Here is a 26,834-nt window from a genome sequence, read left to right on the forward strand (position 1 = left end):
CATTTATACTTATTATTTTTATTTGTTTTTTTACTTTTAATATATTTTTAAAAACATATTTTAATAAGAGTTTTTATTCATTGCCAAATCTTGTTGGAATGAATTTAGAGCAGGTAGGTAAGATTCAAACCATCGATAAGGTCAATGTAATTGTTGCAGGAAATGACTTTTCCAATCTACCAGCTGGAACTATTTTTAAACAAAACCCAGTTCCAGAAAAAGTTGTTAAAGAGGGTAGAACTGTTAGGGTTTGGTTAAGTAAGGGAAAAGATGACTACACTATGCCTGACTTCACCAACAAAAACTTAATAGAAGTTTCAGCTAAATTACAGGAAGAGGGAGTTAAGATAAAAAAAGTTTCCTATACATCTTCAAACTTACCATATAATACTGTTTTAGCTACGACCCCTTCCATTGGACAAAGTACTCAAAAAAATAAAGGAGTTTCTCTTTTATTAAGTAACTCTAATTCAGTGGCTTCTGTTGAAGTTCCAGATACAATTGGTTTTACTTTTGAAGAAGCAAATAATGAGTTGATTTCAAAAGGACTTATTGTTGGTAATGTGAGAGAAAAGGTAGTCCCTGACTTAGAAAAAGGAATCGTTATAGAAACTACACATATTGGAGAAACTGTTCCTGCTGGAACTATCATTGATATTGTTGTAAGTTATTAATTGAAGGAGCGTGAATTATTATCGAAGGAATTGTTATCAATAAAATCCAAGGTTTTTACAATATTGAAAGCGACGGGAAAGAGTACCTTTGTAAATTAAGGGGTATTTTAAAGAGGTCTGATAAAAGAGAAAACTGTACTGTGGGAGACTATGTAGTTTTCGACGAAGATGGATTTATCACAGAGGTTAAACCTAGAAAAAATCTTTTAAGAAGACCTTTAGTTGCAAATATAGATTATGGAGTTATTCAATTTGCTGCTAAAGACCCTGTAATTGATTATGAGAAAATAAACATTTTAATTTTGAATAGCCTATATAACAAAATAAATCCTGTTTTAATAATAAATAAAATAGATTTACTAACACCAGAGGAGTTTGAGGATATCAAAACTAATTTAGAGTATCTATCTAAAATAGATATTCCTGTTTTCTACATATCAACTTATGAAAATATTGGAATAGATAAACTGAGAGATTTTCTTAAGGATAAAGTTACTGCCTTTGGAGGTCCATCAGGTGTTGGGAAATCGAGTATATTGAATCTTTTACAAGATTCTAAAGAACTAAAAACTGGAGAGACAAGTAAGAGATTAAGAGCTGGTAAACATACTACTAGAGATAGCAAACTTCTTTCTCTTCCAAGTGGTGGTTTTGTTATAGATACCCCTGGTTTTTCCTCAGTGGAGTTACCTCCAACTGAAAATGCTCAAGAGTTAATAGATCTTTTCCCAGAGTTTAAACTTGGTGATGGATGTAAATTTAATAACTGTGTCCATATTAATGAACCTAACTGCGGAGTTAAAGCTGCTACAGAGTCAGGAAAAATTACAAAAGAAAGATATGACTTTTATAAACGTTGTTATGAAAAATCTAAAAATGAGATTTGGAACAAATACAAATAATTATTACTTAATCAAACAAAATTGTAAAGGGAGTGAATTTTTAAATGATACAAAAAGAGATCAAAATAGCACCATCAATACTTTCTGCTGACTTTAGTCAATTGGGAAATGAAGTTATTGCTATTGACAAAGCCGGGGCTGACTATGTTCATATTGATGTTATGGATGGTATGTTTGTACCTAACATTACATTTGGAGCACCTGTTATAAAAGCTATCAGAAATAAAACTGAGCTAGTTTTTGATGTACATCTTATGATTGAAGCACCTGAGAGATACATAGAGGACTTTGTTAAAGCTGGGGCTGACATTATTGTTGTTCATGCTGAGGCTACAAAACACCTACATAGAACTATTCAATTGATAAAGTCTTTTGGAGTTAAGGCTGGTGTTTCTTTAAATCCTGCTACCTCTGTTGACGCTATTAAATATGTTATTGATGATTTGGATATGGTGTTGGTTATGTCAGTTAATCCAGGATTTGGAGGACAAAAATTTATTGAAAACTCAATTCAAAAAATTAAAGAAGTACGTAGTTTAAATAGTGATATTGATATACAGGTCGATGGTGGTATAACTAATGAAACTATTGGGAAATGTATAGAGGCTGGGGCTAATGTTTTCGTTGCTGGCTCATATGTTTTCTCTGGAGATTATACGGAGAGAATCAAATCTTTAAAGGAGAGATAATTATGAATAATATAAATAAAGTAAATGATGTTTTAGAAAATTTTTATAAACTATTTTATGAAACTGAAGATCTTGCATTAAAAAGAGGAATAAAATGTTTAACTCACACTGAGTTACATATTATTGAGGCTATTGGAAAGGAATCATTGAGTATGAATGAGCTTTCTGACAGACTGGGAATAACTATGGGAACTGCCACAGTGGCAATCACCAAATTGAGAGAAAAAGGGTTTATTGATAGAGTTAGGTCAGATGCAGATAGAAGAAAAGTTTATGTTTCTCTATCTAAAAAAGGGATTGAAGCACTGAACTATCACAATAATTATCATAAAAATATTATTTCAACTATCACTGAAAACATACCAGAAAAGGATTTAAATCACTTTACTGAAACTTTTGAATTAATTTTAAAAAATTTGAAAGATAAGACAGAATTTTTTAAACCTCACTCTGTAACAGAGTTTCCAGCAGGTACAATTGTTTCTATCAATGAAGTAAAGGGTACTCCAATTGTTCAAGATTACTTTTCAAATAATGGAATAGAGCACTATTCAACTGTTAAAATTGTAGAATCTGAAGAAAAAGATAAGGTAGCACTTGAAAAAGAGGATGGTTCTATATTAAAAGTTAATCTTTTAGACGCAAAAAATCTTATTGCAATAAAGGTAGAAGAGTAATGTTGTACCTTGATGGTATATCTTTAAATAAAATTAAAGATGAACTAGAAAGCACTTTAAAGGGAAAAGGTGTCAATAAAGTTGTTCAAACTAGTTCCTTAGCTATAAGTCTTAACTTTGGGAAACAGAGATTTATTCTCTCTTGTTTCCCTTCTCTTTCATTATGCTACCTATCAGATATAAAAGAGGAAAATCTATTGGAGGAAAATAGTTCATTCTCTTTAAATCTAAAAAAATATATAGTTGGTTCAAGTTTAATCTCAATTAAGCAGATTGGTTTTGATAGAATCCTTGTATTCACATTCTCAAAATTAAATGAACTTGGGGAAATTAAAACTTATAATCTATACTTTGAAATGATGGGAAAACATTCAAACCTTATTTTAACCACTAAGGATAATAAAGTTTTAGACTCTATAAAACGTTTTTCTATTGAGGAAAATCCAAATAGGATTCTATTTCCAGGCATTGATTATAACACTCCAAATTTAGAGAAAAAAAACTCTCCTCTAGCTATTACTGAAGCTGAATTTAACAGAGAGAAAGAGGAGAAAACACTTCTTAAAAATGTGGAGGGACTCGGTAAGCTCTTAGCTAACTCTCTTACCTCTTTTGACAATCTGGTAGAGATTCTAAATGACAAAATCTCCCCTAAAATATTCTTTAATGAGCACAATGAGATTATTTTAGCCACTGTTCTGAATATAGAACCTAAAGAGTACCACTCTGTAAAAGAGTTTAACTCTTTCCAGGAGTTAATTAATTTTTACTTATCCAATGAAAATCTCTCAAATACATTTAAAATTTTAAAGGATAAGTTAATAACCTGTATAAAAAAAGAGATTAAGAAATCTGAAAAAATAATTGTTTCTATAAAAAAAGATTTAGATGAGAAAAAAGATTTTGATAGATATAGAGAGCTTGGAGATATTCTAGCGGCATCCCTATACTCTGTAAAAAAGGGTATGTCTGAAGTGGAGTTATATGATTTCTATAATGACTCAATGTGTAAGATAGCTTTGGATCCTCTAGTTACACCTCAAATAAACCTAGAAAAAATCTATAAAAAATATAACAAACTAAAAAAAGGTATGGAGTTTAATGAGAAAAGATTAGTTGAAATCTCCAATAACCTAAAGTATTTTTTAAGTGTTGAAACTTTTATAAATACCAGTGATTCAAAAGAGAATCTTAAACTAATTGAAGAGGAACTTTTAAATGAAGGTTATCTTAAACTGTCATCTAAAATCAAAAATAATAAAAAACATAGTAAAAAAATTGTTACAAAATCCTTTTCTTTTGGAGAGATTACTATTGATGATATTTTAGTTAAATATGGTAGAAATAACTTGGAAAATGATGCTTTAACAACTAAGTATTCCAATAGAGATGATATGTGGTTCCACTGTAAAGATATGCCTGGAACTCACGCCATTGTAAGTCATACTGAGCATCTATCTGAAAAAGCTATATATGATATCGCTGTTTTTTGTGGTCAGCAGTCAAAACTTCCAGCTGGAACTAAACTTACAGTTGATTACACTCAAGTTAAATATTTAAATAAACCTAAAGGCGCTAGACCTGGTTTTGTTACATATAAAATCTTTAAATCAATAGTTGTAACTGTTTAAAAGGGTACTTTAAAAGTGCCCTTTTATTTTTTATCAAAACGCTCTGAGAAAACCTCTTTCTCTATTGAGGTGGTAATAGTTCACAGATTATTTCCTAAATATATAGTCTCAATTTAATATCTTTTTTACTTTTTTTTTGCTATAATAAAAAAAAGATTTTATTTTCAGGAGTGGTTTATGAAACAAAAATTTCTATTCTTATTTTTTATATTGTATATAGCTACTTTAAGCTCTACCTCATCTCTTTATAGGTCCTTGGAACTAAAGGATAAAATGGATTATGATGTATTTAAACATGCTGTAAAAGGAGCTTCTAAAATTAAAGGTAAAAGTTTTCAATTTTTAACAGTTATTGATTTTACTAAACCATCTACTGAACCAAGATTTTCTGTTATAGATTTAAAAAAGAAAAAATTGATGTACTATACATATGTTTCCCATGGAAAAAATAGTGGCAAAGTTTTAGCTACTAAATTCTCAAATGCTCCAAACTCTTTTCAAAGCTCTTTGGGATTTTTTATAACTGATACGAAACCATATGTTGGAAACTACGGTTACTCATTAAGATTAAAAGGTCTTGAGAATAGATTTAACTCAAATGCCTATGATAGAGCTATTGTTATACATGGTGCCGACTATGCTTCAAAAAAGTATATTGATCAAATGGGATTTTTAGGTAGAACCCTTGGATGTCCAGCCATCCCCACTGAACTTTCCAAAGAGGTTATCGATTTACTATCTGATAACTCTATAGTTTTTATTGCTGGTAATGATATGAAATATTTAAAAGAGAGTCGTTTTATAAATTAATACAAAAATGAAAAAAGGAGAGAAACTCTCCTTTTTTTAATACTGTTCAGTCTCTTTTAACCAACCTTCTTTCTCATTTAAAAAGTTTTCTACCTCTAGTTCTGCACTTTTATTTAAGCTGAACTTTATTACTCCCTCTTTTTTTACTCCATCTATCTCTATTAAAAACTTATGACTACTCCCCTTTAAATCCATTACAGCTTTTTTATTTTTCCCCACTTTTTTATCTTTTTCCCCAAAAACTTTAACCACAATATTCTTACTCATCTTTTTATCTGAATAAATATTATTTATAACAAGTGTATGCTGTTGACCACTAGAATATAATATCCAGCTAACAATGAACACTATAATAAAAAAAATAGCTAAACTAATTTTTTTTCTCATATAGCCTCACCTTGACTTTTAGATATCTGTTCATCTCTTTTAACCCTTTTTTCTCGTTCTCTTCTCCATTCATGCATAACCAGTACTAAAGCAATAACTCCATAGGAAATAAACACTCTAAAATACTCCCCTATTTGAGCTGAACCCATAAGTTCTTTACCTGCCACAGGAGATATAATAAACATCATATGAAAAAGTATTATCCCTGTTATCGCATTTGGAATACTCGCTTTTACCGCTGAAGCCCCACCTATTAAAAGAGCGGCAATAGAAAACATCCCTATCTGTTCATGACTATTATATGTGTTCATTGTCCCTATATTCTGCAGGTATATTATTTGTCCAAATCCAGCTAGTACAGTGGATATTACAATGGCTAAAACTCTTGTTCTATCCACGTTTATTCCAGCAGCTCTCGCTATCTCTATATTTTGTCCCACAGCTCTCATATCTTGACCCAGTTTTGTCTTTCTAAACCACACTATAAAAATACAAAGCAGTGTCACTATTAAAAATGTGGCCATTGGAATCTTTTGTCCTAGAATATCTATCTCTAATAGTCCATCCAACCCTTTTCTAATACCCTGTAAATCTATTGCATTACGAATTCCACTTCCTCTTGATAAAATCAATTTTGGATTTAATATTCTTATTATACTTCCCATTCCATATAAAACTACAAGTTGATAGACACCATTCATAAATAATCCCAATATCATTGATGTTATCATCTCTTTTCCCTTTGCTTTATTCAAGATATTTCCACTGAAATATCCCAATAGCATCGCTATTGGTGTCGATAGAATCATAGCTAAGAAAACCCCCTGATAACCTACAACTCTCCATTCAGTTATAAAAATCAATGCTATCTGTCCTGCCATTGCACCAAGTACAATACCAAAGTTTAGTCCCATTCCAGCTATTATTGGAATCAATAGAGATAGAACTAAAAATAGATTTCTATCCAGTCTCAATATCATCTCTTGTATCAAATATTGAGGAGTTAATTTAGAGATTGGAATAATTAAAGATATAAATATCAGTATAAAGATTGGAACAATATTTTTTTCTAAAAAGTTCTTTATTTTATCCATCTAGCTTTGCCCCCCTTTTCTTGTTAGTGCATATAATATCATTCCATTTGAAATTATCACTCTGATTGTTTCAGACATATCTGTTTTTATAACTCCACTTATCACAACAGGGGTCATTGTTATAACACCTTGAAATAGAACTGTTCCCACTATAACATTAAATACTGAAGCTTTTTTCACTGAAGCTCCACCTATTAAAATAGCTGCTATTGCTGGAAATGCCATATAAAAAGGCGCTAGGTATAACTGGATAAATCCAAAACTCTGCTGATAAACTATTATCCCTATTCCAGCTATCATAGTTGACATTATAACTGAGCTAACTCTTGTTTTATCAATATTTACTCCCAATGATTTTGCAAATTTCTCATTGGCTCCTACAGCTTTCATAGCTAAACCATTTTTACTTTTAAAATACTCCTTTATTAAGAATGCTAAAAATAGAAAGAATATTATCTCTCCAATGTAACTGAAGTTATTTGAACTCAATACTAATTTACTTAAAATCTTATTCCAATACCCTTCAACACTTATTGTAGTTCTCAATCCCTCTCCTCCATAGGCCCAAATCATATCCGGTCTTTTAAAGGGAAGTATCAACCACATAATACACATAAATGCAACTGATGAAAATCCAACATATGTTGCTATCATCATCTCTCCACCCTTTACTTTATTTAAGATAGAACCATATCCATAACCAAATACAATTGATATTGGTAGAGATATTAATATAGCTCCTACAAACCCCAACATACCTGTTAAACCTAGCTCTATACTTATTACTGCTCCCAATAGTCCCGCTTCCACTCCAAGCGGCATTCCAAAATTTAATCCTGTTCCTCCCTGAATCATTGGAACCAGTGATAAAACTAAGATTATGTTCATTCCAACCCTAATTAAAGTATCCTGAAAAGCTGTTTTTAAATTCACTCCTACAAAAGGAGCTAATACATAAAGAGATATCAGAAATAATGCTATTATTATTCTTGGAAGTCCAATTTTATCTATTTTTTTTAGTATACTCTCATTCATTTTTATCCCCCTTTAATCCTGTCATTAGTTTTCCAAATTCTAACAAGTCATCCTCTGGGGATAAGATACCTGCAACCTCTCCCTCTGTTATAATCGCTACCCTATCACAAACAGCTCTTAACTCCTCCAACTCTGAAGAGGTTAAAATAATTGTCATTCCACTCTGTCTGTTATACTCTTTTAATGTTTCCAAAACAATTTTTTTTGCACCTATATCTATTCCTCGTGTTGGTTCAGATATAAATAGAAGCTCTGGATTTATAGTAAAGGCCTTTGCTAAACAAACCTTCTGTTGATTTCCTCCACTTAGCTCACCCACTTTTTGATTTCCATTTACACATTTAATCTCTAATTTTTTTATATAGTTTTCTGTATTATTTTTTATAGCTTCAGTATCTACACTTTTTAATAATCCAAAATATTTACTCTTTAGAAATCTATTTTTTATATATATTGATGGGTAAGCAATATTCATATTGATCTCCTCATCCAGTATAAGTCCAACCTCTTTTCTATCCTCTGATACAAAATATAACCCATTTTCTAAAGGCACTTTAGGACTGTTTAGCTCTATCTTAGAACCCTTATAAAGAACCTCTCCACCAGCAGTATAAAGACCCATTATTCCATTGGCTACTCCCACCTTACCCTGACCAGCCATTCCTCCCAGTCCTAAGATTTCACCTTTTCTTATTTTTAAATTTATATTTTTTACTTTTTCACCTGGCATATCAACCCATAGTTTTTTTATTTCTAAAATAGTTTCTTCAGATTTTTCTTCAGATTTTTTTCTTGATTTTTCATTACTGATTGATCTTCCAATCATTAATTTTGTGATTTCATTCACATCGGTTTTAGAAGTTTCTAATTCACTCATCATTACACCATCTCTTAAAACAATAACTCTATCGCTAACATCCATAATCTCATCCAATCTATGTGTTATAAATATGATTGCTATTCCTTCACTAGCTAATCTTTTCATTGTTTTTAAAAGTATCTCAGCCTCTTTTTCTGTTAAAACAGCTGTTGGTTCATCTAGAACTAAAAGTTTTACATTCTCTCTTTCAATCTCTCTGGCAATCTCAGTAAATTGCATATGTGCCACAGGCATCTCTTCCACTTTTGTATCCACATTTAAGTCAATTCCTAGATGAGATATTGCAACTTTAGCTCTTTCAGTGTTCTTTTGAAAATTAATCTTACTAATTCTCTCACCAAAAATCTCTTTTAGATATGATTTTTCTAAACTCTCTCTGTTCAATACAATATTTTCTGAAGCCTTAAATCCTGGAATTAACGAAAATTCCTGATGAACCATTCCTATTCCGGCATTTAAAGCATCAAAAGAACTTTTAAACTTCACTTTTTTTCCCTGAAAAAGCATTTCACCATTGTATCCTCCAGTTTCCTCTATCACAGACATTCCAAATATTATCTTCATCAGTGTAGATTTCCCCGCTCCATTCTCTCCAACTAATCCAACTATCTCTCCCTTATTTATGGTAAAATTTATATCTTTTAATACGATATTTTCACCAAAGCTTTTAGAGACTCCTGACATTTTCAAAAGTTCTTTTTGCATTTTATCACTCCTTTTGATAGCTCTATTAAAAATATGACCACTAGACTTAATGACTAGTGGTCAGCTATTTCAATTATTTTATTGAAAAATATTTTTCTGGCACTTCTAGTTCTGTCATTTTTAAATATCCTTTACCTAAAACATATGTATCTTGGTATAATAGATAGAAATTTTCTTTTTCTACACCCTTTACATCCACATAGTTACTTCCATTCCATTGTGCCCCTGGAGTATTCTTTGCCAATACCTCCTTTAGAGCTTCAAAATCATCCACTTGAGCCTTTCCATCAAGAACCTCTTTAGCTAATTCAACTAGAGAAACTGTCACTGAAAAGTTATATGAGTATGCCCAAGTACCCATTCTCTGTGCTCCACCTTTTTCATTTACTGCCTTTTCAACTTTTTCTAAAATTTTTGGCCAATTTCCTTTTTCATCCTCTGAGAATTGTATTCCTAAAGCTCCTGGATATCCCATTGTTGGCGATGGTAAATCAGCCTCTACAAAATATCCGCCCTGTTCTGCAACTCTTTTTAAAAGTGGCTCTGTATGAGCATCATTTGTTGCGAAGAACGCTGTCTTATCCCCATATTTCTTTATCCAATTTGGAACTTGTTCCAATATATATTGTTGAGCACCAGCAACACCAACATCACTTACAGGATCTGGCGCTGTCATCTCAATAAACTCCATTCCCAAATCATTTGCAGCAACTTTCATTATATTTCTTCTCTTTGATAGAAGCTCATAACTCATATGTCTTGGAAAAGAGATATGCATAAATTTATCCGCTCCCATCTCCTTTGCTGCCTTTACAATTAGATACCCTCTCGCTATACTATCTGGATTCACAACTAAATCAGATACCTCTCCTATCATTTCTGGGTCCTCATGTGGAGAGTTTGCCAATAGTAAAATATCTGGTCTCTTCTCTCTAATTCTTCTAAATGCCTCTACAGTTCCTGGAATAGCTTCTCCAATAACAATTGCCTTCATCTTAGGATCATCTGCTAGACTTACCATTTGAGATATTGTTGTTTCCATCTCCTGCATGAAGTTATCAGGATATGTTACATGGACAATCTCCCCTCCCTTATCTGCTGCACCATATAACTTTATAGCTTCTTCAGCTCCTCTCAGTCCATCCTCAGATTGAGAAACAGTTCCTGTTATTACCCCAATATGGTATGGTGCTTCAGCCATAGTGACCAATGATAATAAAAAACTCATTAAAATTAAAAAAAACTTTTTCATAAATTTTATCCCTCCCTAGTGATTATTTAATTTTCATTATTTGAATCAATATATTTCATATATTCTTTTTTTAAAAATATATTTTTAATATGTTCACATTTATAATATATATTATTATTATTTATATAATTTTTATTTTTTTATCATACTATTTTTTTAGTATTTTCGTTCTTTTTTGTTGAGGTGAAAATAAAAAAAAACTGCATCACTGCAGTTTTTTCTTACACTTTTATTTAGCTAAATCGTATATTGCTTGAACATATATTTTTAACCAAGTATCCAATTTATCCAACTCTAAATACTCATTTTTCTGGTGCATATTATCCTCTTGATCTTTTAATAGAGCTCCAAATGCAACTCCATTTGTTACGGCTCTTGCATATGTACCTCCACCAATAGAAACTGGTTCTGCATCGACATCCCCAGTTATATTCTTATATATATCCATTAGAGTTGTAACTAAGAAGCTATCTTTTGGAACATATAAAGGATTTTTAGCTGATCTAATTGTCACTTCCAGTCCCTTGCTATTTGCTCTTTTAGCCACTTGCTCAATAACTTGCTCCTTAGTAAAAGTAACTGGGTATCTAATATCAAATCCAAACATCACCTTTTTGTCTTCACACTCAATTTTTCCAATTGTTAATGTCAATACGCCAGATGGTTCATCTTTAAAAGCAATCCCTAAAGACTCCCCTGAATACTCCATTTTAACATACTCTTTAAAGAACTCAACTAGATTCTTTAATTTTCCATCCTCTATTTTTAACATTGATAAGAATGAAAATAGAGCTGCTATTGCATTGTATCCATTAGCTGGTCTAGCTCCATGAGAAGCTTTTCCCAAAGAAACTAACTCCATTTTTCCATCTTTTTCTGATGCAGAGATTTTAAACTCTTTTCCCTCATTATATCTGTCTAAGTTAGCTAGAATCTCCTCTTTCATAGATAGTGGGAATGTTCCAACTGTTGAATCCGGTACAGAGTTAAAAGCAACTCCTCCTTTTATTGTAAAGTCTAATTTCTCATCATAATCTTTACTAATCATTAAATGTAAAATACCTTTTTCAGCATAAGTTACTGGAAATGATGAATCTGGAGTAAATGCCATAGCTGGTTGTGGCATATTTAGCTTTCCAAAATAATGATTCATACATCCCCAACCTGTCTCCTCATTAGCTCCTACTATAACTCTAACTTTTCTATTTAACTTAACTCCTGAATCCTTTATAGCTTTTAAAGCATAAAGTGCAGCTATCGTAGGTCCCTTGTCATCAAGAACACCTCTTCCATACATCTTTCCATCCACTATTCTAGCCTCATATGGAGGGTAATCCCACCCTTTCCCTTCAGGTACAACATCCACATGCCCTAGAATACCTATCATCTCTTCATCAGGTCCCACTCCAAAGTCAATATGCCCTGCATAGTTATCAAAGTTTTCAACTTCAAACCCTAACTCTTTTCCAAGATTTAGCATATGCTCCAACGCCTTTGCAGGTCCCTCTCCAAAAGGCATTCCTTCCAAGGCATCCTCTTGAACACTCTTAATTCTCACCGACTCTTGAATTGATTTTACAACATCATCTTTGTAATTTAATACTAACTTTTGTAAATCCACAATTACTCACCTCTCCCGTTTACATCATTGACATCTATTAATGTATCTCTATACTTTGTATAAAAATATCTTACATACTCGTATTCAAATGGACTCCCTGTTCCATAGTATCTAAAGTTTTGATTTTCTTTTCTTGTATTGATTGCCCCCATAGTGGTAACTCCAATGTTATTTACATCAAATCCCACTGGCTGATCATATGGATTAATCTCAGATATACTTGCTATTCCAACAGCTTTTCCTGCTGTATCTCTTAAATTTGAAGGGCCAAAACCTGGTAAAACAAGGTATGGTCCATTTCCTACTCCATATTTTGCTAAAGTCAACCCAAAATCTTCATAAGTTTTAGGTAATTCTAAAGCAGATGCCACATCAAATAGACCCAATATACCAATTGTTGAGTTTATTCCAAATCTCACAAGTGTTATAGTTGCCTTTTTCCCCTCCAGTTGTAATATAGAGTTTATAAAAGTATTAATCTCTTGTAAGTTTGAGAAAAAGTTTGAAACACCTTTTTGAACAATTTTTGGAGCTATAAATTCATATGTGTTAACTGCTGGAATTAAAACATATTTATCCAGATAGTAGTTAAAATAGTAAATTCTTCTATTTAAGGGTTCTAATGGGTCATAGACCTCTATAAATTTTGTTCCATTTATCTCTTTTTTTGTCACTATTTCACTTTTTATAGATTCAGACTCATACTCGCTTTTTTTGTCTGCATTTAAAGTCAAATAACTCTTTTCTTTTAAATGAGTGTGCTCTTTTATAGTCTCTTTCTTTGTTAAGTTCGCTTCTGAATAGTTAGATTTTTTTTCTAAAGAGGAACATCCTATAAAAAATGTACAACTTAAAGCTAGAATTACTCTTCTATAGTTCATTGTTGAAAACCCCCTTCTGTAAAAATTCTAACATTTTATCTACATTTGTTTGATAGAACATATTTCCACAATGCCCACCATCTGGGTATATTAAACTTCTATCCTTAAATACTGTTTTTATAAAAGTTCTATCTTTATTAGACAAGATAAAATCATCTTCATTGGTTACAGCTACAATTTTGTTCTCTTTCTCCAAATAATTTTTTATAATTCTCAAATCTCCATACTTTAGCATATCATTAAAAGTGAGGTCTCCACCCAATATTTTCATATAATAAGGGTATGCTAAATTATTTAAATAGTCACTAAAACTTGCAAAATTGATCCCCTTGAAATATGGGTACATATTTGAAAACTTTTCTGGAGATGTGCTTGAATATACATGTGTTCCATTTATTTGATCCACTATATAGTTTAAATCAATGGATGTTAAATTAAAGGCTAATCCAATCAATGTTTCCATCTCTTTATTAGAAAGTTCCTGCTTTTCAAAAATGGAGTATATACCCTCCTCAGTTATCTGTAGATCACTTGGAGATATACTCTTTTTTACCACTTCCATAACTTCATCTATAATATCTACTATTTCACCTTTATTTTTTATATTTTTATATAGCATATCATCTAAAACAGTTGCTGAATAGTATAGATTAATGGATGGGTTTACCATATATACTCTTTTAAAGTTAAAATCTTTTCCTTGAGAATCTAAATAGGATAGAACTGCTGAGTGTGTCGCTCCCATACTGTAGCCCATCAAATATATATCTTCAACTTCAAGTTTTTCCTCTTTTTTTACCTTATCTAACATATCTCCCATAACATTATATAAATCTAGTCCATCTTGTATTAATACCCCAGGAACTCTGCTATTTGAAACGTTCAATATAAAGTTTGAATTAAAAACAGAAGTTACTGTTAAAACATGATAGCCAGCATTATAAAATATCCTTTGAAAGTTCTTTGTTCTTATTGAGTTATACGCTGATCCTGTACCTGATAAAACAAAAATTAATGGTGCTTTTCCTTTCTGCTTACTTAAGGAAAAGTTAAATCCCTTATCAAACCACATATTTGGAGGTACTTTATTACTTCTCTCTAACAATATTTTAAAATCCTTAGTTGGTACCTTATCAGGTATTCCCTCTGTCATAATTTTAGAACTTCCTACAATTGTTGCTATATATGGATTTTTTATTGGAAATTTATACTCAGCAAAAATATTTACTGTTAAAAATAGCATAAATAAAACTTTTGAACATATATTCATTATAAAAATTTCCCTCCTTAAAATAATTGATTTTAAATGATTTTTTTCAATTCCTCTATCACACCATTTTCATTGTTACTTTTTGCCATAAAGTTCGAAATTTTCTTTATCTCTTCATGAGCATTTTCCATTGCGAAGCTGTATCTTCCTTTTTTTAGCATCTCATAATCATTTAAATAGTCTCCGAAAATCATTGTTTCATCATAAGTTATTCCAAGTTCTTTTTGGAGTGCTTCTAGGGCTATTCCTTTATTTGATTCCAAATGACTTATATCTAGCCAAATCTCACCAGAAACCACAATTTGAGAGTCTTTTTCATCCTTTACATAAGGATATACGTTCTCCTCCGTTCCACTTAAATCACAGTAGGTTATTTTTATTATTTCATCATCATTAACTTCTAAAAGATCTAAAACCACTTTTTTTTCTTCATAATATTTTTCAACTTCTTTTACAAATTTTGGGTCTACTGACTCTATATACGCTGACTTTTTACCACATAGTACCACATTTGTTGTAGGTATCCTTCTTCCAATTCCAACATACTTTTTTATTATCTCTTTGGATAAAACTCTTGAATATATCTCTTTCTCTCTCTCAATGACATAACTCCCATTTTCAGCTATGAAAACTATTCTATCCATAATTCTGTCAAAATTTTTTTTTAAATTTTGATACTGTCTTCCACTTGCTACAACAAATTTAATACCTTTTTCTTCCATTTTTGAATAAATTTCCCAAAACTCCTCTGAGAACTCCTTTTTATCATTTAAAAATGTCCCATCCATGTCTGTAACAACTAATTTTATCATCTGTTTTTCTCTCCTAGCTCTCTATTTATTTTCTAGTTTATTTCTCACATCATACAGTATTATCCCTGTAGCCATAGCCACATTTAATGACTCTGCACTACCATAGATTGGAATAATAACTTTTTCATCACTTTTTAATATTAGTTCCTGGGAAACTCCATCCCCTTCATTTCCAAATACAAAGGCATTTTTATCTCCTAATGTCATCTTTGTATAAGGGATTGAATCTTTTTCTAGAGCAGTCACAATCACTTTGTACCCTCTCTCTTTTAAGAACTCCATAACTTCACTCTCTTCAACATAGTGTATATTTACAGATAAAATCGAACCCATGCTACTTCTAACAGTTTTCTCATTGTAGCAATCCACACTTCCCTTAGTCAAAATTATATCCTTAAATCCTGCTGCATCTGCTACTCTTATAATTGTTCCTAAATTTCCTGGGTCAGATACTCTATTTAATACAACTACATTGTTATCTATCTTTTCTAACTTTTGAACTTTTGAATTATAACATATAATAACACCCTGTGAGTTCTCTTGAGAAGTTAACTCTTTAAACAATTTTTCATTTAGAACTATCTTTCTACACTCATGTTTTTGTGCCATTTCAACTATTTCTTGAGATATACCCTCTTTAAACAATATCAGTTTTGGTGTCTCCTCAAACTCTAAGAATTTTCTTCCCTCTGCAAGAAAACTTCCCTCTATCTCTCTATACTTTTTTGTCTTTAATTTTTTTAAGCTCTTATAAAGCTCATTATCTTTACTCGCTATTATATCCAATTTTTTATCTCCTAAAATTATTCATATTTTATTTAGATTATACATTAATTTCACGCTATTTTCTAGTGAAATAATCTCCCTAATTCTCCTTGACTATATCTAAAAAATATAATACAATTTATATTAGTTATAAAATTTATATTTTTAAGGAGGTTTAAGTGAAAAAAATAGTAACTTTACTATCTTTGATTTTTTTACTACTTTCATGTGGCAAGGAAAAACAAGCCAATGAAAATGTTCTTTATCTTTATGGATGGGCAGATTATATTCCAACCAAAATTTATGAAGATTTTGAAAAAGAAACGGGTATTAAAGTGGTAGAAGATATTTACTCTTCAAATGAGGAGATGTTCGCCAAAATTAAGGCTGGAGGAACTGGTTATGATATTTTAACACCTTCAACTGACTATGCAGAAATTTTAATGAATGATGGAATGATTGAAAAACTTGATAAATCTAAACTATCCTCATTTAATAATATAGATCCTATGGTTCTTGAAAAATTACAGTATTTTGATGCTAACAATGACTATGTTTTCCCTTTTGCTATGGGTGCAACAACTATTGCTGTAAATACAAAGTATGTTAAAGATTTTCCAAAGGACTTCAGTATTTATAACAATCCTGAATACAAAGGTAAGATGACACTACTTGATGATATGAGAGAGGTTATGACCTCTGCGTTAGGTACTCTTGGTTACCCACAAACCACTGAGAATGAAGCCGCTATAAAACAGGCTGCTGACCTTGTAAAAGAATGGAAAAAGAATATAGCTAAGTTTGATTCAGAATCTTTTGGTAAAGGTTTTGCTAATGGTGATTTCTGGGTTGTTCATTGCTATCCTGATAATGTTCTTAATGAGCTAACTCCTGAGCAATTAGAAACTACTGAGTTCATAATTCCTGAAAAAGGTGGAACAGCTTATATCGATTCATTTGTAATTCCTAAAACTGCTCCTAATAAAGAAGCGGCATACAAGTTTTTAAACTTTATTCAAAGACCTGAAAATTATAGATTGATTGCTGAGCATTTGAGAGTACCTTCTATAAATGTTCCAGCTAGAGAACTTATCACTGTTGAACCACTATATTCAATTGAGGATTTAAAAAATACTGAGATTTTAAGAGATATAAAAAATACTCTAGATATTCAAAGTAAATATTGGCAAGAGATTCTTATTGATTAATTTTAGAAAGTCTAACTTAAAATTTTAAGTTAGACTTTTTTATTTCTTGTAAGGCTCTTATTTATAGTGTATAATTTTAGAAAAGACTAATTTTAGGAGGAACCCCATGAATTTTAACATTAGAAGAAATGATTTAGTTGAAATTTTCTCTGAATTTATTAATATTTTAAAAGATAATCCAATTAAACCTATTATCTCCGGTTTAAAAATAGAGTCAAGTAGTGGTAAAGTAACTTTTACAGGTACTAATCTTGATGTTAATTATATAAAAACTGTTCATTGTGAAACAATAGAAGAGGGCATTGTTATTTTTAAGCCAAATTTAGCTTTGGAATATATAAAACTTTTAGATGATGAGATAATCACTCTTTCATCTAAAAATGATATCTTATCAATTCATTTAGCTGAATTCACTCTGCTTTATAATGATAACTTTCCTGAAAATTTAAGATTACCAATCGTTGATGAAATTGCTAGAATATCTCCTCAAGAGCTTTATAAAAGTTTTGAGAAAACAAGATTTTCTGTTGCTCCATCAACTGAAAATCTTGCCATAAATTGTATCAGAGTTTTATTTAAAGAGGACAGAATCTCCTTTGTATCAACTGATTCTTATAGATTAACTTATTTAAAGACAGATAACAGAGCTCTTTTATCAAAAGATTTTTCTATACCTCTTGAATCTGTAAGTATTTTATGTAAACTTATAAAAGACTTAAATGAAGATATTATAATTGGATCAAATGGAGAAAACCTTATTTTTTTATGGGATAATACATATTTCCTTACAAAAGTTACAACTCTTCCATTCCCAAATTTTGATGCTATTCTTTGTGGTAATAGTTTTAGTAAAGAGATGGAATTTAACTATAATGATTTTAAAAGTGCTCTTAAAAAAGTACTTACAGTTGCAAGAACTAGTAATGAATCAAAAAATGGAGCTATTTTAGAGTTTAAAGGTAAGAAACTCTCTATCTCCGCTTCATCAGGAAAAGCAAAGATTAATCAAAAGGTTGAGATGATCAAAACTGGAGAGGATTTCAAGTGCTCTCTTAATATAAAATTTCTTTTTGAATTCGTAGAGAACTTAAATAACAATGTTTTTATTAGAGGAAATACGTCTTCAGCTATGTTTGAAATTACCGAAAGAGACAATAACTCTTACAAATATATATTAATGCCTCTTGCTTTAAGAGACTAACACTCAAATTTAGGCGGTTTTTATGATAAAAATTTACAAAAGTCATAATGATATTTTAGAAAAAAAACTTTTTTCAATATCCGAAACATTGGAAGTTGAAAAACTTACGGAAAAGAATACATGGATTCACCTCTCAAATCCAACTGAAGAGGAGATAAAAGTTGTAACAAATAGCTTTGATATCCCTGAAGAACACGTTAGAGCAGCTCTTGACGAAGAGGAAAAAGCCCGTTTAGAAATAGATGACGATATTATCTTAGTAATCATTGATGTTCCTATTCATGATGATAATAATCGTTGTTCTTTCACAACTGTTCCTCTTGGTATAATTTTATTAAAGGATCATATTCTTACTGTTTCTACAGTTAAGCTATCTCTTATTGAAGAGTTCGTTCAAGGAAGAATCAAAAGTTTTTTTACCTTTAAGAAAACAAGATTTATTCTACAGATGCTTTTTAGAAACTCCACATACTTCTTACTGTATCTGAAGCAGATTGGAAGAATTAGTGATAATATTGAGAGACAATTAAAAAATAATCTTAGAAATCAAGAACTTATGCTCCTTCTTGAGCTAGAAAAAAGTTTGGTTTATTTTACAACATCTTTAAAATCAAATGAGGCTGTTCTTGAAAGAATGATGAGAACTGAGATTGTAAAAAGATACCCCGATGATTTAGAACTTCTTGAAGACGTTATAATTGAAACTAAACAGGCCATTGAAATGGCTAATATATATTCAAGTATTTTAGGAAGTACCAGAGATGCTTTCTCCACAGTTATGTCCAATAACCTTAATATAGTTATGAAGAAACTTACCTCTATAACTATAGTCTTTGCCATTCCCACTGTAGTTTCAGGACTTTGGGGAATGAATGTTGGAGGTGTTCCCTTTGCATCGGATACCTATGGTTTCCTTTGGGTTGTACTTGTTGCAGTAGCATGCGGTATTATAATCACTTGGATTCTATTTAAAAAAGAGTTATTCTAAAGCAAAAAGCTCTGTTTATCAGAGCTTTTTACTATTTATTATCTATTTTTTCTTACTCTCTATCACTTTCTGAGCTAAATTTTCTTGAAGCTCCTCATATCTTAAAAAACTGTACTCAAATCTTCCTCTACCTTGTGTCAACGATTTTAAATCTATTGCATATTTCAATATCTCACTCTCAGGTACTTCAACAGTTAATAGTTGTTCAGAGTATGCCTTAGGTTCCATACCTAAAATTCTTCCTCTTCTCTTATTCATATCCCCCATAATATCCCCTATATACTCATCAGGAGCTATTATTTCCATTTTTACTATAGGTTCTAATAGAACACATCTAGCTGTTTCCATACCTTTTCTAAATGCCAATATAGCAGCTTGTTTAAAGGAGATCTCATTGGAATCCACAGGGTGATAGGAACCATCATACAGTGTTGCTTTTATATTGATAACTGGATATCCTGCAAGTTTTCCCTTAGTCTTTGCTTCCATCAGTCCCTTTTCTACCGCTGGAATATATGTTTTAGGCACAACTCCTCCATGAATGTTATCATAAAAAGCAAACTCATCATCACTATTTGGTTCAAATTTTATAAATACCTCTCCGAACTGTCCAGCTCCTCCAGATTGTTTCTTATGTCTTCCTTGAGCCTCAACACTATTTTTAATAGTTTCTCTATAGGATACTTCTGGTTCTTTTAAGATTGCATTCACTCCAAATTTATTTTCCAATTTATTAAGAAGTATATTCAAATGCTTCTCTCCCTGACCCCCTATTATTAACTCTTTTGTTTCATAATTTCTAACTATTGAAAATGATGGGTCCTCATCCATCAATCTTTGAAGAGCACCACTTAATTTATCATCATCACTCTTTTCTTTAGGCACAATTGACATATATAGACAAGGTTTTGGAAACTCTATCACCTGGTATAGAATAGGGCTATCCTTATCACATAGAGTATCTCCAGTTTGAGCCTCTTGAACCTTTGTCATAGCTCCTATATCTCCAGCTCTTATTTCATCAGCTGGAAGTTGTTTTCCACCTCTAAAAAATGATATATTTCCAACCTTTACCTTTAACCCCTTATTTGAAATTAGTATCTCATCATCTTTTTTTATAGTTCCAGAATTGACCTTAAAAAGCGATATTTTTCCCATATATGGATCCACTATTGTTTTAAATATAACTGCAGAAAATGGTTCATTTACACAAACTTTTCTTGATAGCATTTCACTTTTATCCACTGTATATCCAGTTTTTATACCATCATTTACCTCTGAAGGCGTTGGTAAATAGTTATATAGCATTTCAAAAAGAGTTCTCACACCTATTCCATTACTTGCCGAACCAATAACAATAGGGACTATCTCCCCATTGACAACCCCATTGTGTAAGCCCTGCTTAATCTCCTCCTCTGTAAACTCCTCACCCGAAAAATATTTATTTAAAAGATTTTCATCCGTTTCAGCAATAGCTTCCAATAGAAGATTTCTCACTTCTGAAACATCTATGTCCTCTGGAATTGGTGCGTCTTCACATGAAGCCCCATTAAAAACTCTTCCCTTTAGGTCCACCACATTTACGAACCCCTTAAACTCCTCTTCAAATCCTATTGGTATACAAAATGGCGCTACTTTCTTTCCAAACTTTTCTTTCATATCATAGAGAAGTTTCTCATAGTTATGAACTCCTTTATTCATTTTATTGATAAAAATCACTCTTGGAATCCCCGCTTCTTCAAGTAATCTCCAAGCTCTTTCTGTTCCCACTTCAACTCCTGCCGCTCCATTTATAACTAAAACTGCTCCTCCTGAAACCGCTAAAGCTGATGAAACCTCTCCTGAGAAATCTGAGTATCCAGGTGTATCAAGTATATTATACTTGTGCCCTAAATATTCAAGAGGTATCACTGACGTATTAATTGAAAATCCCTGTTTCATTTCCTCTTTATCAAAATCTGATATACTTGTTTGAGAGTCAACACTCCCCATCTTAGGGGTTGTATTAGATATGTATAACATGGCCTCTACTAAGCTACTTTTTCCACTTCCACGATGTCCTAAAAGGGTTATATTCCTTATTTCGCTCATTTCATAACTAATCATAATTGTTCCTCCTATTTTTAAGAGATTTTTACGTTAGTACTTATATAACTAATATTTTTTAATAAGTCAATAGTAATTTCCAAAAGACATAAAAAAAACCGAGAATAATCTCGGTTTAAGTGGTTAAATATTAGTTCATTTTGTCTACTAAAGACTTTCCAGCTTTGAACTTTACAGTTTTCTTAGCTTCTATTTTGATTTCTTCTCCAGTTTTAGGATTTCTTCCAGTTCTCTCAGGTCTCTCAACTACCTCAAATTTTCCCCATCCGATGAAGTTAATTTCTTCTCCAGCTTGTAAAGTCTCCTCTATTGTAACTAGAACTGAATCTAATTTTCTTTCTGCTTCAGCTTTTGAAGAGAATACACCTTTTTCAAATAATACTTTTGCGAATTCTTTTTTTGTCATTATATTTTCCTCCTAAAATGCTTCTATTATTGTAATTAAGTACAGTCATTTATATCACATAAACCAATTAATTTCAAATGTTTTTTAGGTTTTTTTGGATTTTTTTGACAATTTATTATATAATCAAATTATACCAAAGGAAAGGAAGTTCTTTATATGATTAAAAAAAAGATTTTTTTGCTTTTAACTCTTGTATTATCTTCGTGCACATCGCTAAAATACAGTGTTAATTCGTCTAAATACAAGTCAAAATCTTATAATGAGAGAGTTAGATTTGTTATTTTACACTACACTGCCTTAAATGATGAGCGTTCTATCACTGCTTTAACAAAAAATAATGTCAGTTCTCACTACTTAGTTACTCAGGAAAGGTATGATTCTGTTTATTCCTTAGTACCTGATGCTAAAAGAGCTTGGCATGCTGGAACTAGTTCCTTTGATGGTTACAAAAATCTAAATGATAACTCCATAGGGATAGAGATCTCTAATTTGGGTTATTCCAGTGCTAGTAAGCAGAAGACATCTAATTTAAAAGAGGGTATAGTTGATACAACTATGTTTTACCCCTACAATGATGCCCAAGTTTTTAAAATTGGAATGCTATTAAAAGAACTTACTACCAAGTATAAAATCAATCCTAAATATATTTTAGGGCACTCTGATATTGCGCCAACTAGAAAGTTTGATCCAGGTCCAAAGTTCCCGTGGAAACATCTCTATGATAACTATGGTGTGGGAGCTTGGTTTGATAAAAAAGATTTCAACACCTATTACTCTCAAGAACTTTTTGAATCATACTCTGTTGAGGATTTAAAAGATGAGCTGCGTAAATATGGGTATGATATCAACTCCACTGACACTTGGGATTTACCTAGTAAGAAGGTAGTTTCAGCTTTTCAAATGCACTTTAGACCTAGAAAAGTTAATGGTGTTTTCGATCTTGAAACTTTTGCTATCATAAAGGCATTAAATAAAAAATACAAATAATTTTATTGACAAAATAACTCTATGTGTTTTATAATCAAAATAAGAATAATAAAATATGATAGATAAACTTCAGGGCAGGGTGAGCTTATTTGGCAATTCCCGACCGGCGGTGATAGTCCGCGAAACCTTCGGGTTTGATTTGGTGAAACTCCAAAACCGACAGTATAGTCTGGATGGAAGAAGTGTTTTTTTTATGCACAAATTTCTAATATTATTACTTTTTTATGCCCGAAGTCTATCTTCGGTTTTTTTTATAAAAAAATTTGAGGAGGACTAAAATGGTAAAAATTTATGAGGGAAATTTTATAGGAGAAAATTTAAAGGTTGGTATCGTTTGTGCTAGATTTAATGAGTTCATTGTTTCTAAACTGTTATCTGGTTCTATTGATGCTTTAAAAAGACATTCGGTTAACGAAGAGAACATTCATGTTTCTTGGGTTCCTGGAGCTTTTGAAATTCCTCTTATTGCAAAAAAGATGGTTGAAACTAAAAAATTTGATGTTGTTATCGCTCTGGGAGCTGTAATTAGAGGTGCTACTCCACATTTTGATTACGTTTGTTCAGAAGTTTCTAAAGGTGTGGCATCAATCTCTTTAGACTCTGGAATCCCTGTTATTTTCGGAGTACTAACAGTTAACTCTATTGAAGAGGCCATTGAAAGAGCTGGAACAAAGGCTGGAAATAAAGGGTTTGAAGCTGGACTTTCTGCTATTGAAACTGTTAATCTTATAAGAACTATTTCAGAGGCGTAACTATGCATAATTACTTTATGGAAATAGCTATTAATGAGGCTAAAAAAGGGATAGGAGCTGTCAATCCAAATCCACTTGTTGGTGCTGTTCTTGTTAAAGATAATGAGATTTTAGCTACGGGATATCATGAGTTTTATGGTGGCCCACATGCTGAGGTTAATACTATAAATAACTCTCCTATTACAGAGGGGTGCACTCTTTATGTCACTTTAGAGCCTTGCTCACACCATGGGAAAACACCTCCTTGTACGGAGCTTATTATAAAATCTAAGATAAAAAAATGTGTAATCGCCACTTTAGACCCAAACCCACTGGTTAGTGGAAGAGGAATAAAACAACTACAAGAGGCTGGTATTGAGGTTATTGTTGGTATTTTAGAAAAGGAAGCCAGAGATCTAAATAAAGTTTTCTTTAAATATATTGAGAATAAAATTCCCTACACATTTATAAAAGTGGGTATTACTTTAGATGGAAAGATAGCCACTAAGGCATTTTCATCTCAATGGATTACAAACTCTCTAGCTAGAACAAAAGTTGAGAATTATCGAAATTTTTTCTCTGGAATTTTAGTTGGAGCTAATACAGTTATTCAAGATAATCCATCTCTTAGATGTAAAACTGTGGGAAATCGAAACCCATATAGACTAATTTTAGATAAAGATTTAATTATATCAGAAAAATATAGTATAATAAGTAATAATACTGATCAAAAGACCTTTATTATTACATCTGATAAAAACATTAATTTAGAAAAGTTCCAATTTTTAAGAGATAAATTTGCAATAAAATTTATAACTTTCTCAGAGAGTGAGAACTTAAAAGATATTTTAAAAAAAATAGGGTCTTATAATATTGACTCTATACTGGTTGAGGGTGGATCTAGTGTAATCTCATCCTTTTTCAAAGAGAATCTTTATGATGGAGGTGAGATTATGATTGCACCTAAAATATTAGGTGATAATCTTGCCATACCATTTTTAAGTGGATTTTCGCCTCTTCTTATTGATGAGGGTATCACTCTTGAAAACATAAAGATAAATCTCTATGACAATAATGTAGGATTTGAGTTTTATAAGGAGGATGGATGTTTACCGGTTTAATTGAAGAGCTTGGAAAAGTGATATCTATCGATAGAACTCCCCAAGGTGCTGATATAACTATATCTTGTGATAAAGTTTTACAGAATGCAGCTATTGGAGATAGTATTGCTACTAATGGAGTCTGTTTAACTGTTGTTAAACTTTCTAATACCAGTTTTACAGCTAATATAATGAATGAATCTTTAAAAGTTTCAGCTTTAAAGGATTTAAAAACTGGAAGTTTAGTTAATTTGGAAAAATCTTTAACTTTACAATCTTTTTTAGGTGGTCATTTAGTTACTGGTGATGTTGATTGCTGTGGAAAAATATCTGCAATAAGTGATGATGGTTTTGCTAAAAAATACACAATTGCTATACCTCTTGAATTTATGAGATACGTTGTCTATAAGGGAAGAATCACTTTAGATGGTGCTAGTTTAACTGTTGCATCGCTAACTGACTCATCGTTGACTGTATCTCTAATACCACACACTCAAAAATCCATAACTCTTGGTTTTAAAAAAGTGGGAGATTTAGTTAATGTTGAAACTGATCTTATTGGAAAACACCTTGAAAAATTGCTCCTAGCCAGAGAAAAAACTACTGAAAAATCTTCATCTAATCTCTCCAAAAGTTTTTTAGCTGAAAATGGATTTTTCTAATTATTAAGGAGGATAATATGTTTAATAAAATCGAAGAAGCGATTGACGATTTGAAAAATGGTAAATTAATTGTCGTTGTGGACAATGAAGATAGAGAAAATGAGGGAGATCTTGTTGGAATAGGGGATATCATCTCAAAAGAAAATATTAATTTTATGATAAAATTTGGAAGAGGTTTAGTCTGTGTTCCTATTGAAGAGAAAAGAGCACAAGAGTTGGACTTAAACCCTATGGTAGTTAACAATAGTGATTCTCATCAAACAGCTTTCACTGTGTCTGTGGATTCAGTTTTAGGAACTACTACTGGAATCTCTGTTGAGGATAGACACAATACTATTAAGGATTTAGCTTTTAAGGCAACTTCAGGTAGTGCCTTTAAAAAACCTGGGCATATATTCCCTCTAATAGCTAAAAAAGGCGGAGTAATAGAAAGACCTGGTCACACTGAGGCCTCTGTCGATTTGGCTAAATTAGCTGGTTTTAACGGTTGTGGTGTTATTTGTGAAATTATAAAAGAAAATGGAGAGATGGCTAGAGTTCCTGACTTAATTGAATTTTGTAAAACTCATGACTTAAAAATGATTACAATTGAGGATTTAATTGAATATAGAAAGGCAAATGAGTTTCAAACTCAATTGGTTTGTGAAGCTCCTTTACCTACAAAACATGGTACATTTAAACTGGTTGGATTTTCAAATACAATAGACTATAAAGAGCATGTTGCTCTAGTTTTTGGAGATATTAAAAATAAGGAGAATGTTCTTCTACGTGTTCATTCTGAATGTTTAACTGGTGATGCTTTTGGTTCACTAAAATGTGATTGTGGAAGTCAACTTGATAAAGCCCTTGAGAGCATTGTTAAAAATGGTTCAGGAGTACTTCTATATATGAGACAGGAGGGAAGAGGTATAGGTCTTTTAAACAAAATAAAGGCTTATAATTTACAGGCTCAGGGAAAAGATACTGTTGAAGCTAACACTCTACTTGGATTTGATCCAGACCTTAGAGATTTTGCTGTGGCTGCCCAAATGATTAAACTTTTAGACATAAAAAGTATAAACTTAATGACCAACAATCCAAAAAAAATAGATGATTTAAAAAAATATGGTATTCATATCAGTGATAGAACACAGATTGAATTTCCATCAAATAGTTGTAACTCTAAATATCTAAGAACTAAAAGAGAAAAAATGAATCACCTATTTAAAATAAACTAAAAAAGAGCTTGAGATAAAATCTCAAGCTCTAATCTTTTAAATCATCTAAAACCATTAAATAATAATCAATATCATTTTCAAGTTTTTCTTTTTCACTTTTAGAATAATCGCCTGTTGATATTTTTCTTTTTAAATCCTTAAAC

At 31.4% G+C, this 26,834-nt stretch carries 26 protein-coding genes and 1 riboswitch; of the genes, 14 read left to right on the forward strand and 12 right to left on the reverse strand.

Translation table 11 applies throughout. The annotated features are described in order from the left end of the window. From ACMOUI_RS03930 to ACMOUI_RS03955, 6 genes are all read left to right on the forward strand, one after another. Nucleotides 1-674: PASTA domain-containing protein (locus tag ACMOUI_RS03930; protein ID WP_418964435.1), on the forward strand; the 674-nt coding region annotated here is incomplete at its 5' end. Between the two features lie 35 nt (nt 675-709). Continuing rightward, nucleotides 710-1,576 (forward strand): ribosome small subunit-dependent GTPase A, encoded by an 867-nt coding sequence (gene rsgA / locus ACMOUI_RS03935; protein WP_418964457.1) that lies wholly within the window; start codon nt 710-712, stop codon nt 1,574-1,576. A 47-nt stretch (nt 1,577-1,623) separates the two neighbouring features. Further along, complete coding sequence (gene rpe / locus ACMOUI_RS03940) at nt 1,624-2,265, forward strand: ribulose-phosphate 3-epimerase (RefSeq protein ID WP_418964458.1); 642 nt, start codon at nt 1,624-1,626, stop codon at nt 2,263-2,265. Then, the gene (locus tag ACMOUI_RS03945) at nt 2,265-2,942 is read left to right on the forward strand and encodes a MarR family winged helix-turn-helix transcriptional regulator (protein ID WP_418964459.1); all 678 of its coding nucleotides are present in this window, start codon (nt 2,265-2,267) and stop codon (nt 2,940-2,942) included. The genes rpe and ACMOUI_RS03945 overlap by 1 nt, the downstream gene beginning before the upstream one ends. Further along, entirely contained in the window at nt 2,942-4,573 is a 1,632-nt protein-coding gene (locus tag ACMOUI_RS03950) for an Rqc2 family fibronectin-binding protein (RefSeq protein ID WP_418964436.1), read from the forward strand. Before ACMOUI_RS03945 ends, ACMOUI_RS03950 begins: the two co-directional genes overlap by 1 nt. A 177-nt stretch (nt 4,574-4,750) precedes the next feature. Next, a complete protein-coding gene (locus tag ACMOUI_RS03955) occupies nt 4,751-5,383 on the forward strand; it encodes a murein L,D-transpeptidase catalytic domain family protein (protein ID WP_418964437.1) in 633 nt (210 codons plus the stop codon). A gap of 36 nt (nt 5,384-5,419) precedes the next feature. Here ACMOUI_RS03955 and ACMOUI_RS03960 read toward each other — a convergent pair whose 3' ends face one another. The 10 genes from ACMOUI_RS03960 to ACMOUI_RS04005 all read right to left on the reverse strand — a co-directional run bounded on the left by ACMOUI_RS03960 (nt 5,420) and on the right by ACMOUI_RS04005 (nt 16,106). Continuing rightward, nucleotides 5,420-5,770, reverse strand: coding sequence for a DUF6672 family protein (locus ACMOUI_RS03960; protein WP_418964438.1), 351 nt, complete (start codon nt 5,768-5,770; stop codon nt 5,420-5,422). Continuing rightward, nucleotides 5,767-6,864: an ABC transporter permease gene (locus tag ACMOUI_RS03965; protein WP_418964439.1), complete on the reverse strand. Its 1,098-nt coding sequence runs from the start codon at nt 6,862-6,864 to the stop codon at nt 5,767-5,769. Before ACMOUI_RS03965 ends, ACMOUI_RS03960 begins: the two co-directional genes overlap by 4 nt. Beyond that, on the reverse strand, nt 6,865-7,899 hold the full coding sequence (locus ACMOUI_RS03970) for an ABC transporter permease subunit (protein WP_418964440.1): 1,035 nt from the start codon (nt 7,897-7,899) through the stop codon (nt 6,865-6,867). Further along, nucleotides 7,892-9,484, reverse strand: a complete 1,593-nt coding sequence (locus tag ACMOUI_RS03975) for a sugar ABC transporter ATP-binding protein (RefSeq protein WP_418964441.1) — start codon at nt 9,482-9,484, stop codon at nt 7,892-7,894. The genes ACMOUI_RS03970 and ACMOUI_RS03975 overlap by 8 nt, the downstream gene beginning before the upstream one ends. A gap of 73 nt (nt 9,485-9,557) precedes the next feature. Then, complete coding sequence (locus ACMOUI_RS03980) at nt 9,558-10,736, reverse strand: DUF3798 domain-containing protein (protein WP_418964442.1); 1,179 nt, start codon at nt 10,734-10,736, stop codon at nt 9,558-9,560. A gap of 229 nt (nt 10,737-10,965) precedes the next feature. Further along, on the reverse strand, nt 10,966-12,357 hold the full coding sequence (pepV, locus tag ACMOUI_RS03985) for a dipeptidase PepV (RefSeq protein ID WP_418964443.1): 1,392 nt from the start codon (nt 12,355-12,357) through the stop codon (nt 10,966-10,968). 2 nt (nt 12,358-12,359) lie between these two features. Next, entirely contained in the window at nt 12,360-13,238 is an 879-nt protein-coding gene (locus tag ACMOUI_RS03990) for a VacJ family lipoprotein (protein WP_418964444.1), read from the reverse strand. Further along, nucleotides 13,228-14,508, reverse strand: a complete 1,281-nt coding sequence (locus ACMOUI_RS03995; RefSeq protein ID WP_418964445.1) for a serine/threonine protein kinase — start codon at nt 14,506-14,508, stop codon at nt 13,228-13,230. The genes ACMOUI_RS03990 and ACMOUI_RS03995 overlap by 11 nt, the downstream gene beginning before the upstream one ends. 32 nt (nt 14,509-14,540) lie before the next feature. Beyond that, nucleotides 14,541-15,320: a Cof-type HAD-IIB family hydrolase gene (locus tag ACMOUI_RS04000; RefSeq protein WP_418964446.1), complete on the reverse strand. Its 780-nt coding sequence runs from the start codon at nt 15,318-15,320 to the stop codon at nt 14,541-14,543. A 21-nt stretch (nt 15,321-15,341) separates the two neighbouring features. Beyond that, entirely contained in the window at nt 15,342-16,106 is a 765-nt protein-coding gene (locus tag ACMOUI_RS04005; protein WP_418964447.1) for a TrmH family RNA methyltransferase, read from the reverse strand. A 158-nt stretch (nt 16,107-16,264) separates the two neighbouring features. Here ACMOUI_RS04005 and ACMOUI_RS04010 point away from each other — a divergent pair, with 158 nt between their 5' ends. From ACMOUI_RS04010 to ACMOUI_RS04020, 3 genes are all read left to right on the forward strand, one after another. Next, a complete protein-coding gene (locus tag ACMOUI_RS04010) occupies nt 16,265-17,293 on the forward strand; it encodes an extracellular solute-binding protein (RefSeq protein ID WP_418964448.1) in 1,029 nt (342 codons plus the stop codon). Between the two features lie 106 nt (nt 17,294-17,399). Beyond that, complete coding sequence (locus tag ACMOUI_RS04015; protein WP_418964449.1) at nt 17,400-18,494, forward strand: DNA polymerase III subunit beta; 1,095 nt, start codon at nt 17,400-17,402, stop codon at nt 18,492-18,494. A gap of 22 nt (nt 18,495-18,516) precedes the next feature. After that, on the forward strand, nt 18,517-19,482 hold the full coding sequence (locus tag ACMOUI_RS04020; protein ID WP_418964450.1) for a magnesium transporter CorA family protein: 966 nt from the start codon (nt 18,517-18,519) through the stop codon (nt 19,480-19,482). A 42-nt stretch (nt 19,483-19,524) separates the two neighbouring features. Here the strand turns inward: ACMOUI_RS04020 and fusA are convergent, their stop codons facing one another. Both fusA and ACMOUI_RS04030 read right to left on the reverse strand, forming a co-directional pair. After that, nucleotides 19,525-21,588, reverse strand: coding sequence for an elongation factor G (gene fusA, locus ACMOUI_RS04025; protein ID WP_418964451.1), 2,064 nt, complete (start codon nt 21,586-21,588; stop codon nt 19,525-19,527). 130 nt (nt 21,589-21,718) lie between these two features. Continuing rightward, nucleotides 21,719-21,994 (reverse strand): HU family DNA-binding protein, encoded by a 276-nt coding sequence (locus ACMOUI_RS04030; protein WP_023049818.1) that lies wholly within the window; start codon nt 21,992-21,994, stop codon nt 21,719-21,721. A gap of 156 nt (nt 21,995-22,150) precedes the next feature. On the opposite strand from ACMOUI_RS04030, the gene ACMOUI_RS04035 reads away from it, so the two are divergent. From ACMOUI_RS04035 to ACMOUI_RS04055, 5 genes are all read left to right on the forward strand, one after another. Further along, on the forward strand, nt 22,151-22,981 hold the full coding sequence (locus ACMOUI_RS04035) for an N-acetylmuramoyl-L-alanine amidase (RefSeq protein WP_418964452.1): 831 nt from the start codon (nt 22,151-22,153) through the stop codon (nt 22,979-22,981). Nucleotides 22,982-23,042: 61 nt separating this feature from the next. Next, a riboswitch (FMN riboswitch) is annotated at nt 23,043-23,170 on the forward strand. A gap of 89 nt (nt 23,171-23,259) precedes the next feature. After that, a complete protein-coding gene (gene ribE, locus ACMOUI_RS04040; RefSeq protein WP_418964453.1) occupies nt 23,260-23,733 on the forward strand; it encodes a 6,7-dimethyl-8-ribityllumazine synthase in 474 nt (157 codons plus the stop codon). 2 nt (nt 23,734-23,735) lie between these two features. Further along, nucleotides 23,736-24,833, forward strand: coding sequence for a bifunctional diaminohydroxyphosphoribosylaminopyrimidine deaminase/5-amino-6-(5-phosphoribosylamino)uracil reductase RibD (gene ribD / locus ACMOUI_RS04045; RefSeq protein WP_418964454.1), 1,098 nt, complete (start codon nt 23,736-23,738; stop codon nt 24,831-24,833). Next, entirely contained in the window at nt 24,818-25,474 is a 657-nt protein-coding gene (locus ACMOUI_RS04050; protein WP_418964455.1) for a riboflavin synthase, read from the forward strand. The genes ribD and ACMOUI_RS04050 overlap by 16 nt, the downstream gene beginning before the upstream one ends. 17 nt (nt 25,475-25,491) lie before the next feature. Continuing rightward, complete coding sequence (locus ACMOUI_RS04055; RefSeq protein WP_418964456.1) at nt 25,492-26,691, forward strand: bifunctional 3,4-dihydroxy-2-butanone-4-phosphate synthase/GTP cyclohydrolase II; 1,200 nt, start codon at nt 25,492-25,494, stop codon at nt 26,689-26,691. The last annotated feature ends 143 nt before the right edge of the window (nt 26,692-26,834 follow it).

The sequence above is a fragment of the Cetobacterium sp. genome (genome assembly GCF_048470075.1).
Taxonomy (GTDB): Bacteria; Fusobacteriota; Fusobacteriia; order Fusobacteriales; family Fusobacteriaceae; genus Cetobacterium_A.

Excerpts from the sequence above, each read along its gene's own strand:
- ACMOUI_RS03975 (WP_418964441.1), bottom strand. The coding sequence starts at position 9,484 with ATGCAAAAAGAACTTTTGAAAATGTCAGGAGTCTCTAAAAGCTTTGGT.
- ACMOUI_RS03990 (WP_418964444.1), bottom strand. The coding sequence starts at position 13,238 with ATGAACTATAGAAGAGTAATTCTAGCTTTAAGTTGTACATTTTTTATA.
- ACMOUI_RS04050 (WP_418964455.1), top strand. The coding sequence starts at position 24,818 with ATGTTTACCGGTTTAATTGAAGAGCTTGGAAAAGTGATATCTATCGAT.
- ACMOUI_RS04000 (WP_418964446.1), bottom strand. The coding sequence starts at position 15,320 with ATGATAAAATTAGTTGTTACAGACATGGATGGGACATTTTTAAATGAT.
- ACMOUI_RS04030 (WP_023049818.1), bottom strand. The coding sequence starts at position 21,994 with ATGACAAAAAAAGAATTCGCAAAAGTATTATTTGAAAAAGGTGTATTC.
- ACMOUI_RS03970 (WP_418964440.1), bottom strand. The coding sequence starts at position 7,899 with ATGAATGAGAGTATACTAAAAAAAATAGATAAAATTGGACTTCCAAGA.
- ACMOUI_RS03955 (WP_418964437.1), top strand. The coding sequence starts at position 4,751 with ATGAAACAAAAATTTCTATTCTTATTTTTTATATTGTATATAGCTACT.
- ACMOUI_RS03950 (WP_418964436.1), top strand. The coding sequence starts at position 2,942 with ATGTTGTACCTTGATGGTATATCTTTAAATAAAATTAAAGATGAACTA.
- ACMOUI_RS04055 (WP_418964456.1), top strand. The coding sequence starts at position 25,492 with ATGTTTAATAAAATCGAAGAAGCGATTGACGATTTGAAAAATGGTAAA.
- ACMOUI_RS03980 (WP_418964442.1), bottom strand. The coding sequence starts at position 10,736 with ATGAAAAAGTTTTTTTTAATTTTAATGAGTTTTTTATTATCATTGGTC.
- ribE (WP_418964453.1), top strand. The coding sequence starts at position 23,260 with ATGGTAAAAATTTATGAGGGAAATTTTATAGGAGAAAATTTAAAGGTT.
- ACMOUI_RS03960 (WP_418964438.1), bottom strand. The coding sequence starts at position 5,770 with ATGAGAAAAAAAATTAGTTTAGCTATTTTTTTTATTATAGTGTTCATT.
- ACMOUI_RS03965 (WP_418964439.1), bottom strand. The coding sequence starts at position 6,864 with ATGGATAAAATAAAGAACTTTTTAGAAAAAAATATTGTTCCAATCTTT.
- ACMOUI_RS04035 (WP_418964452.1), top strand. The coding sequence starts at position 22,151 with ATGATTAAAAAAAAGATTTTTTTGCTTTTAACTCTTGTATTATCTTCG.
- ACMOUI_RS03995 (WP_418964445.1), bottom strand. The coding sequence starts at position 14,508 with ATGAATATATGTTCAAAAGTTTTATTTATGCTATTTTTAACAGTAAAT.
- ACMOUI_RS04020 (WP_418964450.1), top strand. The coding sequence starts at position 18,517 with ATGATAAAAATTTACAAAAGTCATAATGATATTTTAGAAAAAAAACTT.
- ACMOUI_RS04015 (WP_418964449.1), top strand. The coding sequence starts at position 17,400 with ATGAATTTTAACATTAGAAGAAATGATTTAGTTGAAATTTTCTCTGAA.
- fusA (WP_418964451.1), bottom strand. The coding sequence starts at position 21,588 with ATGATTAGTTATGAAATGAGCGAAATAAGGAATATAACCCTTTTAGGA.
- ribD (WP_418964454.1), top strand. The coding sequence starts at position 23,736 with ATGCATAATTACTTTATGGAAATAGCTATTAATGAGGCTAAAAAAGGG.